This window comes from Streptomyces sp. NPDC050388 (assembly GCF_040655635.1).
In the GTDB taxonomy this organism is placed as follows: Bacteria; Actinomycetota; Actinomycetes; order Streptomycetales; family Streptomycetaceae; genus Streptomyces.
On record NZ_JBFAKH010000059.1, the window covers coordinates 18,472 to 30,956 of the forward strand.

Below are 12,485 nucleotides of genomic sequence, written 5' to 3' on the forward strand. Positions count from 1 at the left end.
CGGACGTCAACAACCTACAGCACCCGTCAAGCCGAGCGTCATGGTTGACAACGCTTTCCAGGCTCTGCTTCTCTGGTGCTGCTTCCGGAGGTGCGGAGTCAGGTGCCGGGCGGTGTCACCGCTCGGACCGGCACCTCGGGGCGCCTCGACCTCAGTGACGGGACGAGGGTGCGCGGGCGAGCGTCCGCGCACCCTCGATCTCTCCCATGTCGCAGTTCCCTCATCGCAGTTCACGTGCCGCGTCGTACGGAAACGGAGCACGACCATGTCCTTCCAGCAGCCCTCCTCCTTCCCGCAGCCCGACCCCGGCGCGCAGGGCCCCTTCGGCCTCGGTGCGCCCGCCGGGCCGGCACAGTCCCCGAAGCGGCGTGGCCGGTGGCTGAAGTACGGGGCGGTCGCCCTGGTGTCCCTGTTCATCGGGGTCGGCATCGGAAGCAGCGGCGAGGGCTCGGCGGCCTCGGAGAACACGGCCGCCGACACCGAGTCCGCGCCCAGACCGACGGCCACCGTCACCGAAACCGTCAAGGCCGACGGCGGCGCCAAGCCCGCGCCCACCGTCACCGAGACCGAGACGGTGACCGCCAAGCCGAAGAAGACCAAGGAGCCGGGCCCGGCGACCAGCTTCTCGGGGGAGGGCGAGTACGTCGTCGGCGAGGACATCAAGGCCGGCACGTACAAGACGGCCGGGGCCGAGGACGAGTGGGGCTGCTACTGGGAGCGGGCCAAGAACGCCAGCGGCGAGTTCGACGCCATCATCGCCAACAACAACCTGACCGGGCAGGGGCGGGTGACGCTCAACAGCGGCGAGTACTTCAAGACCAACGGGTGCCAGGAGTGGAAGAGGGTCGGCTGAGCCGGTGTCCGTCCGTCGCCCCCGCGGCCCGGGGCGAGAGCAGCGCCGACCACCTCTACATCGGCGAAGCGCTCGGCAAGTGGCTCCGAGCCCAGGGCCGGCCGAACATCGTCGTGGACTACGTCAAGCAGAAGAGTGCGCGCAGCGACACGATCAAGATCCGCCACAGCCTCGGCCGGGAGCGAGTACCCGCCCCGTCCATCGAAATGCACTGGCGCATGGACGTCCTCCGCCTGCACCAACTCTGGCGTCACCGCTGACACCTGCCCGCCGGCATCTTCCTTCCCCTCACCAGGAGTTCCCCGTGCCACCCCGGTTCGAGACCGCTCGTTTCCACGTCGAGACAGGCCCCGGAAGCCTCTTCACGCGAGTGCGCCACATCCTGGGCGAACCGGTACGGCTGAAGGCCCATGGCGCTCACGTCACCGAGCGCCTGCGGCAACGGGGCGCACCTCTCGAGAAGGTGACCCGCTTCGACCCGGAAGGCTGGGAGCTGGTCTCGGCCGAGGTGCGTACGGACACCGGCAAGTGGGTGAAGTCGACCTGGCGGGTACGGGCGGACGGGCGGGACTGGTGGGTGGTGATCGGACTGGGCAACTCGCTCGTCACCGTGATCGACGTGGACCTGCGGCGCCAGGGGAGGGGCGAGACCATCGTGACTGAAGGACCCCTGTACACACGGGTCGACGCCGTCAACGCGGAGCTCATGCGCGGCGCGTGAGAGCTGTCAGGCGCCGTCGAGCCGTGGGGAGCCGCGGGAAGGACGGCCGGTGCTTCGGTGCACCGGCCGTTTCCCCTCAATCCTTCTTCGCCGTGGTGTAGAGGACGGGCCAGTCCTCCGTTTTGACCAGCAGGCCTTCACGTGCGAGCTCGCGGAGGATGTGGCGGGTGTTCTTTTCCTGGGGGCTGTGGCCCGCGTCGCGTAGAGCGCGCAGGCCGCGAGCGGTGTCCCAGTGGCCGCCATAGGTGCGCACCGCCTTTTCGAGGTCGGCGCGTTGGCTGGATGTGGCGGCGGTCGGTTCGGTCATGGTGTCGGTCCTCAGGCCTGTTCGGCTGTGGCGGGCGCGTGCTCGCGCCTCGTGTGGTTGGCGATGCTCGCCGGGGCGCCCACGTAGGAGCACGACGGACACTTCTGCCATACGCCCTCGGCGACGGCACGGGAGCTCACCGAGTGTCCGGGGCCGTATCCGTGGGCGTGCAGCAACTGGGCGACGGACGAACCGTATTCGGCTGCCAGCAGGGCCGCCTCCGCCACCTTGTCGTGGCCCGGGGCGAAGAAGGAACCCGCGCCGACCTTCTTGGCGCAGCCGCACCAGCAGGTGCCGGTCGGAGTGAGGTGGGGGAGTGGCTTCCCAGGCGTCGTCGTCATGGCGGCACGGTAGTTCAGCGGGCGTGAACGTGTGGGGGATTGTGGTGATCTCCGAGGTGGGACGGCTGAGTTGCGTTGTCCGGTGGCAGCCGTGCAGTGCCTGGTCACGCGATCGGGTGATGCTGTCGAGGACGGGCACGGGTGGGGGCGCGGTCCGTTTGTTCCTGTGACGAGGGCTTCTCGTCGTTCTCATCGCAGACCACGGGGGTACACATGGGTCTCTGCTTTCATCGCAACCCCGACGGGACGACGACCGGGCGCAGGGACGGCCCGGCTTCCTCGCTCTGCAAGTGGCCATCAGGTCAGTGCGGTTCAAGAACCCGGACAGGGGCGTCCATGTCGTCGTGGTCTCACTCCCTCGGGTACGGGATCTGTTTTTCTAACGTTGCACAGACTCTTCAACTGTGGACCCGACCCATGGCACTCTGAGCCGAGAATCTCTGGCGGACAACGGTGTCAGGCACGGTCCGTCAGCCGCTCGGGCAGCTCTGTCGACTCGTTCTCGCAGAAGGAGCACTCGCATGGCCCTCGATCGTCGGCGGCTTCTGCACAGCGGCGCTGCGGCCCTGGGCGCGGTGGCCCTGAGCGGTGCGGTGCCGCCCGGCGCGGCCGCACGGGCGGGTGCGGTCGGCGGTCCTCCGGGCGAGGCGCCCGCAGCCGGCAAGGGGGCGAGCGCGTCTCCGTTGTATCCGGTGGTGGGCCCCGGAACGGCCTTCCTGGACCACCGGTCACTGCTGGGAGACCTGCCGGAGGCCGAGTGGTACGAGGCGAACATCCCCTTCGTCGACCTGCCCGATGCCGCCATCCGGGACACCTATTACTACCGGTGGCGCGTGATCAAGCACGCCCTGAAGTACACCGGGCCCCGGGAGGGGTGGATCCTCTCGGAGTTCCTGGGGCCGGTCGGCTACTCCGCGCCGCACGGCGGGATCAACGCCGCCGCCGCTCACCACATCCGCGAGGCGCGCTGGCTGCGCGACCACCGCTACCTCGACGACTACATCGGCTACTGGCTGCGCGGCAGCGGCTCAGGACCCAAACCGGCCACGGACTTCCTCAACGAGAACACCACCGACTGGGCACACCAGTACTCCTTCTGGATCGCGGACGCCGTCGTGGCCCGGGCGTCGACCGACGGCAGATGGGAGCACGCCCTGGGTCTGCTCGACGAGTTGGAGCGCCAGTGGGGGCGATGGGCTCCGCAGTTCGACGACGAGGTCGGCCTCTACTGGCAGACACCGGTGTGGGACGCGATGGAGTACACCGCGAGCTCCTACCAGAGCGACGACCCCTACCACGGTGGTGAGGGGTTCCGCCCCACTCTCAACGCCTACCAGTACGGCGACGCCAAGGCGATCGCCGCACTCCTGCGGCGCCGCGGCCACCGGGGCGACGAGGCGAAGGCCGACCGCTACGACGAGCGGGCCCGTGCCCTGCGGGTGCAGCAGGAACGCCTGCTGTGGGACGAGGAGGACCAGTTCTACAAGCACGTCATGCGGGACGGGAATCCCGAGCGGCGCAGGCTCGCCGACCGCGAGCAGATCGGCTTCCTGCCGTGGTACTTCCACATGGCGCCGGCGGACAACGCCGCGGCATGGGCCCAACTGCGCGATCCCGAGGGGTTCTCCGCGCCCTTCGGTCCCACCACGGTCGAGCGGCGCAGTCCGTGGTTCATGTACCAGGCACTCGAAGGCTGCTGCCGCTGGAACGGTCCGAGCTGGCCGTTCGCCACCAGCCAGACGCTCACCGCCCTGGCCAACCTCCTCATCGACTACCCCGCCCAGCCCCACGTCGACCGCGCCGACTACTACGCCGTGCTCCGCGCCTACGCCCTGACCCATCGCAAGGACGGCAAGCCGTATGTCGCCGAGGCGCACCACCCCGACGAGGACCGCTGGATCTACGACGGCCGCGGGCACAGTGAGGACTACAACCACTCCACCTTCAACGACCTGGTCCTGTCGGGGCTGCTCGGGATCCGTTCCCAGCCCGATGCCACCGTCGCCCTCGCGCCCCTGGTACCGCGCGCATGGGATCACTTCGCCGTGGAGAACCTCCCCTACCACGGCCACAACCTCAGCGTGCTCTTCGACCGCAGTGGCCGGCACTACGGACACGGAGCAGGCCTGAGCGTCTGGCTGGACGGCCGGCGCATCCACCGGCAGGACGACCTGGAGCCGGTGACGCTCACCATCGGCAGGGCCAGGCAGCACACCCTGCCCCGTGAGGTCGACGACCTGGCCAACGTCGAGCAGAAGGGCCACCCCCTCGCGCGGGCCTCGTACACGTTCCCCCTCGACAGCCCGGCCAAGGCCATCGACGGACAGGACCTCCACATCGACACGCCGTCGTCGCGGTGGACCAACTACGGCAGCCCCCACGCCGACGACTGGCTCGCCGTGGACTTCGGCGTCCCCACCCCCGTGTCGGACCTGCGGATCTCCTTCTACGACGACGGCGGCGGGGTCCGCACCCCTGACTCCTACGAACTCCACTACCGCGGCCGGGACGGCGGATGGCATCCCCTGCCCGGCCAGCACCGCACCCCGCGAGCCCCCCGGCCGGGAACCCTCAACCGGATCCTCCTGGGGAGGGCCGTCACCACCACCGCCCTCCGACTCACCGCCACACGCACCTCGGGCGGTGCCGTGGGAGTCGCCGCCTGGCAGTCATGGCGCACGGAAGACCCCCGGCTCACCCTCACCGTCGAGACACCATCGAACGGTCTTGTCCCCGTGGAGCCGGGCAGGACCGTGAAGGTCACCACCACCGTCACGGCGACAGCCACCACAGTCGTCAGCCCGCACCTGCTCGTCCCCGACAGCTGGGAAGCCCTTCCCCAGCGCACGATCCGCCCCACCACCCTCCAGGAGGGAAGGACGCTGCGCACGCGCTGGCTGGTGACGGTTCCCACCGACCTGCCCCACCACCTGCCGCAGCCCCTGCGCCTGCTGGTCCGGTCCCGGGGCGGGAAGGCGGAGCAGTTCGTCACCGGCGTCGTCGCCCAGGCACAGGCCGACTGACGCGACCACCACAACGCCGGCGCCGTACGGCACAGCACGCACGGCCTTCCGACGCCACTCGGCGGGGAACGATCACCTCCAGCGCGGGAAGCGGGCTTCGTCCGGCATGCGAATCGCCTGGCCGGAGCCTTCGCCGGTGCCCCTGGAACGCGTCGTCCCACCCGTGCGTGAAGGCTCTGTCGCCCTGCCGTCAGTTCGTACCTCGTGCTCACGCGATCGGGTGATGCTGTCGAGGACGGGCACGGGCGGGGGTCGCGGTCCGTTTGGTCCTGTGACGAGGGCTTCTCGTCGTTCTCATCGCAGACCACGGGGGTACACATGGGTCTCCACTTTCATCGCCACCCCGACGGGACGACGACCGGGCGCAACGACGCCAGCGGGTTCAGCGTGACGCATGCCGACGAGGAGGAGGTGAAGAGGCTGTTGTACGAGGACGCGGGGTGGCAGTACACGCCGCCACCGCCGCCGGTTCCGGCGGGGTTCCATCGGTTCGCGCTGGTGCACGAGGAGTTCGGCGCGGTCGGGTTCGGGGACGAGCGGTACGCGGGGGTGCGGGAGCGGCCGCCGGAGGGCTGTGTGCCGGTGGACTGGGGGTGTTTCGCGCTGGAGTGCGAGCGGCCGGGGAAGACGCTGCTGGACGCGGTCGCCGGGACCGTCGCTCAAGTCCGGCGCGAGCACGGGCTGGTGATGAACAGCCTGGGGGTCGAGAAGCCGCAGGAGTGGCTCGGTGACGACAGGGACGGGTGTGCGGCGGTGATCGCCGCACACCTGTTGCTGACGGGCACCCATCGTGCCCGGCTGCTCGGGTACGGGCGCAAGGACCTGGTCCGGCTCCTCGACGCGACCGGTATCGAGTAGCCGGGTAGGACCAGGGTCAGGGGCAGGGCAGGAGGGCTTCGGGGCCGGGGACGAAGTCCGGGTCCACCTGGGCCGACAGGTCCTCGCCCGTGCGCGCGTCGGCCCAGGAACGGGCGTTGCGGAGGTGGAACTCCACGGCGTGGCGGTGGAGGCGGTCCCAGTCGCGGGGGTGGGAGTCCACGGCCTCGCGCATGACCGTCAGGGCGTGGCGGTTGTGGGGTTCCAGTGCGCTCAGGGGGTCCGAGGCGGTTGCGGCGTCGGGGTCGGCCGGTGCTGCCCTGCCCTGTTCCGCCGCCCGCACCCAGTCGGAGTGCACGAGGTGGGTCAGGAGGTCGTCACCCACCTGGTTCTTGAGGAAGAGGAGGTCGTCCTCGCAGGTCACCTTGTTGCCGACGACCGCGATGCGGATGCCGAACTCGCGGGCGTGGTCCCGGTACTGGCGGTAGACGGAGACGCCCTTGCGAGTGGGTTCGGCGACCAGGAAGGTGAGGTCGAAGCGGGTGAACAGACCGGAGGCGAAGGCGTCGGCGCCCGCGGTCATGTCGACCACCACGTATTCGCCGGGGCCGTCGACCAGGTGGCCCAGGTACAGCTCCACCGCGCCGAGCTTGGAGTGGTAGCAGGCCACACCCAGGTCGCTGTCGTCGAACTGACCCGTCGCCATCAGCGGGACGCCACCGGCCCGGACGACGTGCCGTGCGTGTAGTTCGTCGTCGCCCAGCAGGCGCAGGAGGCGTGAGCCGCGGCCGGGCGGGGTGGTCTTGATCATCGACTCGGTGGAGGTGATGCGGGGGTTGGTGCCACGCAGGTACGCCTTGATGTCGTGCAGGAGCGGGCCCAGGGGAGGGGGCGTCACCGGGGTGTCCTCGGCGGGGGCGAGGGCCTCGGCCAGATGCTGGTTGATGTCGCCGTCGATGGCGAGGACCGGGGCGCCGGTGCTCGCCAGGTGACGGGAGAAGAGGGCGGACATCGTCGTCTTGCCACTGCCGCCCTTGCCGACGAACGCGATCCTCATCGACACCCCGCCCTTTTGAAAACGAATGTCATATTGCTAGGTTCTAGGGGTCGGTCGCGGCGGTGTCAAACACTCCGGCGCGTGTCCCGGCCGTCATGTTTTGAGGTTCACCCGAATGATCGACTCTGGAGACTTAATGCATATGATGCGCAAGTGCGTGACTACATCATCAGGACCGCGGGTCCGGCAGACCTCGACCGTGCGCGAGCTGTGATGCTCGACACGGTCTACCGCGACTTCGGCACCGGCTACGTGCCCCGGTGGCACGGCGACATCATCGATCCGGCCGCCGCCTACCTCGCCTCCCCCCGGCACACTCTGCTCGTCGCCATCGACCCCGAGGGCGGAAGCGGCGACGGGAGGGGCGGCGGTGACGTCGTCGCCACCGCCGCGCTCGACTCCCGCGGGCCCGCGCACCCGCCGAACCCGCGCGAACTCGCCGAGCGGTACCCCTCGGGGGAGACCGCTCAGGTGCGGCGCGTGTACGTCCGGCCGGACCACCGCAGGCGCGGGCTCGCCCGGCGCATGGTCGACGAACTGCTCGACTTCGCGGCGGCCGACGGCGGTTACCGGTCCGTGTATCTGCACACCGACCCGTCCGTCCCCGGTGCCGAGCCCTTCTGGCGGTCCCTCGCCAAGGTCGTACACGATGAACGTGAGGACGCGGGCGACGGCAGCGGCGTCCTCCACTTCGAGATCCCGATGGGACGGTGACCGGTGCGCCGGCTTCCTTCGCGGCTGCTCGCCGCCCTCGCCACCACCCCGTTCCTGGCAGGCTGCTTCGCCTCCGGGAGCGATGACCCCGCCGACGGCGACGCCGCCGGGAGCGGTTCCCGGCTGCGCGTCGCGCTCGCCTTCCCGCCGGCCGAGCAGCTCTCCCCGTACGGCGCCGACGCCACCCTCCTCAGCCGGCTCGGTGTCTCCGAGGGACTGACCGCGCTGGACGCCAACGGCTCCGCCGCGCCCGCGCTCGCCCAGTCATGGCGTCAGGACGGCGACAAGAGCTGGGTGTTCACGCTGCGCGAGGCCCGGTTCCAGGACGGTACGGACGTCACCCCGGCCGCCGTCGCCGCCGCCCTCACCCACGCCACCGAGGCCGAGCCGGTCCCCGGCGCCCTCACCGGCGTCACCCTGACCGCCGAACCCGACGGCGACCGGGCCGTCCGCGTCAGCACCGCCGAGCCCGACCCGGTCCTGCCGCTGCGGCTCTCCAGCCCCAGCCTCGCCGTGTTCGCCGAGAAGGCCTACAAGAAGAAGGAGGGGGAGACGAAGGGCGCCTCACACGTCGATCCGGTCGGTACCGCCACCGGGCCCTTCGAGCTCACCCAGGTCAACGGGGCCACCTCCGCCACCCTCGACCGCTTCGACGACTACTGGGGCGGGCGCGCCCAGGCCTCCGGCATCGACGCCCGGTTCATCGCCGACGGCACCGCCCGCACCAACGCCCTGCGCACCGGCGAACTCGACATCGCCGAAGCCGTACCCGTCGCCCAGGCGGCCACCCTCGACGCGGCCATGCGCCAGGACACCGCCACCACCCGCACCACCGGCCTGCTGCTCAACGCCTTCTCCGGCCCCTTCAAGGACCCGAAGCTGCGCGCCGCCGCCCGCGAGGCCCTCGACACCTCCGCACTCGCCGAAGGCGTGTACGAGGGGTACGCCGACCCCGGCGCCGGTGTCTTCGGGCCCGCCGTGACCTGGGCCGACGGCAAGCGGGTCAAGCCCACCGGACGGGCCGGAGCGGCCGCCGCCGGCAAGGACACCGCCCCGATCACCCTCGCCACCTACGACAACCGGCCCGAACTTCCCGAAGTCGCCCAGGTGCTGAAGCAGCAGCTGGAGAAGGCCGGGTTCGAGGTCGAGCTGGAGGTGCGGGAGTACTCGCGGCTCGAAACCGACGCGCTGGACGGGAAGTTCGACGCGTTCGTCCTCGCCCGCAACACGATGCTCGACACCGGCGACCCCGTCGCCGTGCTCGCCGCCGACTACACCTGCGACGGCGCGAACAACATCGCCCAGCTCTGCGACGAGGACGTCGACCGGGCCGTCGCCGAGGCCGAGCGGACCGCCGACCCCGACAAGCGGCAGGACGCCGCCATGACCGCCGAGGCCGCCGTACTCGGCACCGACGCGGTGCTGCCGCTGGTCCACCAGCGCATCCTCACCGGCGTCGGCACCTCGGTGCGCGGCGTGCTGTTCGACCCGTACGAGCGCACCCTCGTCGGCACGGGAACGCGGCGCTGACGATGCGACAGCAGGTGGCCGCACTCCTGTGGCGGGTCGTCCTCGCGGCCGCCCTGGTGTGCGGCATCGGCCTGCTGCCCTGGCTCTCGCACACCGACCCGGCACGCACCGTCCTCAAGGCCCGGTCCGCCGACCGCGACCCCGCCCCCGAGGTGCTGGCCGGCATCCGGGCCCAACTCGGGCTCGAGGCCGGGCCCGCGCACCTGCTCGGGCAGTGGCTGAGCGGCCTGTGGCGCGGGGACGCGGGACGGTCGTGGATCTCCGGCAGCGAGGTCATGCCTGAGGTGCTCGACGCACTCGGCGCCTCCCTGCTGCTGATGACGGTGGCGCTCCTCGTCGCCGCGCTCACCGCCGCCCTGGTGTGTGCCCGTACGCTCCGGCTCGGCGCACGGCGACGCCTCCGCGGACGCCGAGCCGCGGGCACCGGGTCCGCGGTGCTCGCCGCCCTGCCCGAATTCCTCCTCGCGTCCGTCCTCGCCACCGTGGTCGCCGTGCAGTGGGGATGGCTGCCCGCCCTCGGCTGGTACGGGCCCCGGTGGACGGTGCTTCCCGCGCTCGCCCTCGGCCTGCCCGCAGGGGCCGTGCTCGGCAGGCTCCTCGACGACCTGCTGCCCGGCGCCTTCGCCGAACCCTGGGCCCTGAGCGCCACCGCCCGGGGCATTCCGGGCCGGCGCATCGCCCGCCAGGCGGTGCGCCGTTGCCTGCCCGTGCTGCTGCCCAACCTCGGCCTGTTCGTCGTCGGGCTGACCGGCGGGGCCGTCGCCGTCGAGCAGGTCTTCGACATCCCGGGACTCGGCCGCACCACCCTCCAGGCCGCCCTCGCCCAGGACCTGCCCGTCCTCCAGGCAGGCACCCTCGCCCTCGTCCTGCTCGCGGCCCTGGTCACCGTCGCCTGCCGGCTCGCCGCCCCGCTGCTCACCGGACCCGCCCTGCGCGACGGCGCCCTGTCGACACTGCACCGGCCGACGCCGCCCGCCCGCCGCACCCAGCCCCTCGTCCACGGCGCCCTCCTCGCAGCCGTCGTCGCCTTCGGGCTGCCCCGCGACCCACTCGCCCTGAACACCGAGGAGCGGCTCCAACCCCCTTCCCTCACACATCCGTTCGGCACCGACGCCCTCGGCCGGGACATGCTCGCCCGCGTCGGACACGGAGCCTTCGACACCCTGTTCCTCGCCCTCGGGATCAGCGCGGCGACCCTGTGCGTCGGCGTCCTGCTCGGCCTCGTACCCCGGCTGTCCGGGGCCCTCGTCGACACGGTCAACGCCGTACCCCCGGTGCTCGCCGCCCTGCTCGTCACCGCCGCCGTGGGCAGCGGCGCCACCACACCGGCGCTCGCCGTGACCGCCGTCGGCTGGACCGCGCTCGCGGCGCACACCTCCGCGCTGCTGCTCCAGGAACACGCCGCCCAGCACACCGCCGCCACCGAAGGGCTGGGCGCCGGCCGCCGCCATCTGCTGCGGCGCCACCTCCTGCCCGCCGTACTGCCGCCCGTCCTCCGCCACGCCCTGCTACGGCTGCCCGGCATCGCCCTCGCCCTCGCCTCCCTCGGCTTCCTCGGGCTCGGCGCCCAGCCGCCGTCCCCGGAATGGGGCCGGCTCCTCGCCGAGAACCAGCCCTACGCCGAACGCGCCCCCTGGGCCGTCCTCGCCCCGGCCGCCGCCCTCGCCCTGCTCGGCGCCCTCTCGGTCACGGCGGCGGGCGGGCTGCGGCGGCCCGGGCGGACGGCGCGCGCGCCGTCCGGACCCGAGGAACGCACCCCGGCCGAAAAGCCCGAAGGCGCAGACCCCGAAGGCGCAGACGGAGAACGCCGACTGGTGGAGGCACGGTGATGTCCCTGTCCTCCTTCGGAGCGCGCAAGGCCCCGCAGGAGAGCGGCCGCCGCCGTACCCGGCTCTCCCCAATCCTGCGCCTGCTGATCCTCACCCAACTCGCCTTCAACATCGGCTTCTTCGTCGTCCTGCCCTTCCTCGCCGCCCACCTGGGACGGACCGTGGGCATGGCGGGGTGGCTGGTCGGGCTGGTGCTGGGGCTCAGGACGTTCAGCCAGCAGGGGCTGTTCGTGGTCGGCGGGACACTGGCCGACCGGTACGGCATCCGGCCCGTGGTCCTCGCCGGCTGCGCCCTCAGGATCGCCGGGTTCGCGTGGCTCGGGTACGCCGAGCAGACCTGGACCGTGATCGGCGCGGTGCTGCTGATCGGCTTCGCCGCCGCCCTGTTCTCACCGGCCGTCGAGTCCGAGGTGGCCCGGCAGGCCGTCGTGTGGGAGGAGGAGAGCGGCCGGTCCCGCACCCGCGTCCTCGCGCTGTTCACCGTGGCCGGACAGGCGGGAGCGTTCGTCGGCCCGCTGCTCGGCGCCCTGCTGCTGGCCGTGGACTTCCGCACCACCTGCCTCGCGGGCGCGGGCGTCTTCGTCCTCGTCCTCGCCGGACACGCCTGGCTACTGCCCCAGCGCATACCGGGCAGGAAACGGACCCCGGTGCGGGGCGGGCTGCGGCTGCTGCTGCGCAACCGGCCCTTCCTCGCCCTGTGCTGCGCGTACGGCGCCCATCTGCTCGCGTACAACCAGCTGTATCTCGCCCTGCCCGCGGAGGTGGAGCGGGTCACCGGTTCACAGACGTCGCTGGCCTGGCTGTTCGCCCTGTCCTCGCTGCTGGTGGTGACCACCCAGCTGCCCGTGACCCGCTGGGTGGGGGAGCGGCTGGCCATGCGCCGGTCCATGGCGGCCGGTCTGCTGCTGATCGCGGCCGGGTTCGCGGTGGTGGCGGGGGCGGCTGCGACGACACGGCCGACAGGATGGCCGGGAGCTGCCGCGCTGGCGCCGGTGGCCGGATTCGTCGTCCTGCTCACCTTCGGCCAGATGCTGGTCGTGCCGGTGGCCCGCGCCTGGGTCCCCGAGCTCGCCGAGGACGGCCGGCTCGGCCTCTACACCGGCGCGCTGTCCTCCGTCTCCGGCCTCGTCGTGCTGCTCGGCAGCTCGGCGACCGGGACCCTGCTGGACGCGGGACTGCCCCCTGCGGTGCCCTGGCTGGTCCTGGCCGGTGTCACAGCGGCGGCGGTGGGACTGCTGCCCCGGCGCGGGTGACGGGACACCTCACGCCTGTTCGGCTCCCCGGCCCCGGGGTG

General features: G+C 71.8%; 12 protein-coding genes. 9 read left to right on the forward strand and 3 right to left on the reverse strand.

Going from position 1 to position 12,485, the window contains the following annotated elements; all coding sequences use genetic code 11:
• The first annotated feature begins 265 nt into the window (after window positions 1-265).
• From AB0I73_RS28350 to AB0I73_RS28360, 3 genes are read left to right on the forward strand one after another with little or no spacing between them, the layout of a single operon-like run.
• Entirely contained in the window at window positions 266-853 is a 588-nt protein-coding gene (locus AB0I73_RS28350) for a hypothetical protein (protein ID WP_363041969.1), read from the forward strand.
• Window positions 835-1,113: a hypothetical protein gene (locus AB0I73_RS28355; protein ID WP_363041971.1), complete on the forward strand. Its 279-nt coding sequence runs from the start codon at window positions 835-837 to the stop codon at window positions 1,111-1,113. The genes AB0I73_RS28350 and AB0I73_RS28355 overlap by 19 nt, the downstream gene beginning before the upstream one ends.
• A gap of 44 nt (window positions 1,114-1,157) precedes the next feature.
• Window positions 1,158-1,574: a hypothetical protein gene (locus AB0I73_RS28360; protein WP_363041973.1), complete on the forward strand. Its 417-nt coding sequence runs from the start codon at window positions 1,158-1,160 to the stop codon at window positions 1,572-1,574.
• Window positions 1,575-1,650: 76 nt separating this feature from the next.
• Here the strand turns inward: AB0I73_RS28360 and AB0I73_RS28365 are convergent, their stop codons facing one another.
• Together AB0I73_RS28365 and AB0I73_RS28370 are read right to left on the reverse strand one after the other, a co-directional pair.
• Window positions 1,651-1,881, reverse strand: a complete 231-nt coding sequence (locus tag AB0I73_RS28365; protein WP_363041975.1) for a hypothetical protein — start codon at window positions 1,879-1,881, stop codon at window positions 1,651-1,653.
• Window positions 1,882-1,892: 11 nt separating this feature from the next.
• Complete coding sequence (locus tag AB0I73_RS28370; RefSeq protein WP_363041977.1) at window positions 1,893-2,222, reverse strand: hypothetical protein; 330 nt, start codon at window positions 2,220-2,222, stop codon at window positions 1,893-1,895.
• Between the two features lie 521 nt (window positions 2,223-2,743).
• Here AB0I73_RS28370 and AB0I73_RS28375 point away from each other — a divergent pair.
• Together AB0I73_RS28375 and AB0I73_RS28380 are read left to right on the forward strand one after the other, a co-directional pair.
• Window positions 2,744-5,245, forward strand: coding sequence for a discoidin domain-containing protein (locus AB0I73_RS28375; RefSeq protein ID WP_363041979.1), 2,502 nt, complete (start codon window positions 2,744-2,746; stop codon window positions 5,243-5,245).
• A gap of 318 nt (window positions 5,246-5,563) precedes the next feature.
• Window positions 5,564-6,103: a hypothetical protein gene (locus AB0I73_RS28380; RefSeq protein WP_363041981.1), complete on the forward strand. Its 540-nt coding sequence runs from the start codon at window positions 5,564-5,566 to the stop codon at window positions 6,101-6,103.
• A 16-nt stretch (window positions 6,104-6,119) separates the two neighbouring features.
• Here AB0I73_RS28380 and AB0I73_RS28385 read toward each other — a convergent pair whose 3' ends face one another.
• Window positions 6,120-7,118 (reverse strand): ATP-binding protein, encoded by a 999-nt coding sequence (locus AB0I73_RS28385; RefSeq protein WP_363041983.1) that lies wholly within the window; start codon window positions 7,116-7,118, stop codon window positions 6,120-6,122.
• Window positions 7,119-7,271: 153 nt separating this feature from the next.
• Between AB0I73_RS28385 and AB0I73_RS28390 the strand changes: the two genes are divergently transcribed.
• The 4 genes from AB0I73_RS28390 to AB0I73_RS28405 are packed head-to-tail and all read left to right on the forward strand — an operon-like array spanning window position 7,272 to window position 12,444.
• Window positions 7,272-7,832: a GNAT family N-acetyltransferase gene (locus tag AB0I73_RS28390; RefSeq protein ID WP_363041985.1), complete on the forward strand. Its 561-nt coding sequence runs from the start codon at window positions 7,272-7,274 to the stop codon at window positions 7,830-7,832.
• A gap of 3 nt (window positions 7,833-7,835) precedes the next feature.
• On the forward strand, window positions 7,836-9,362 hold the full coding sequence (locus AB0I73_RS28395) for an ABC transporter substrate-binding protein (RefSeq protein ID WP_363041987.1): 1,527 nt from the start codon (window positions 7,836-7,838) through the stop codon (window positions 9,360-9,362).
• A 2-nt stretch (window positions 9,363-9,364) separates the two neighbouring features.
• A complete protein-coding gene (locus AB0I73_RS28400; RefSeq protein ID WP_363041989.1) occupies window positions 9,365-11,191 on the forward strand; it encodes an ABC transporter permease subunit in 1,827 nt (608 codons plus the stop codon).
• Window positions 11,191-12,444, forward strand: coding sequence for an MFS transporter (locus AB0I73_RS28405; protein ID WP_363041991.1), 1,254 nt, complete (start codon window positions 11,191-11,193; stop codon window positions 12,442-12,444). The genes AB0I73_RS28400 and AB0I73_RS28405 overlap by 1 nt, the downstream gene beginning before the upstream one ends.
• Window positions 12,445-12,485: the final 41 nt, after the last annotated feature.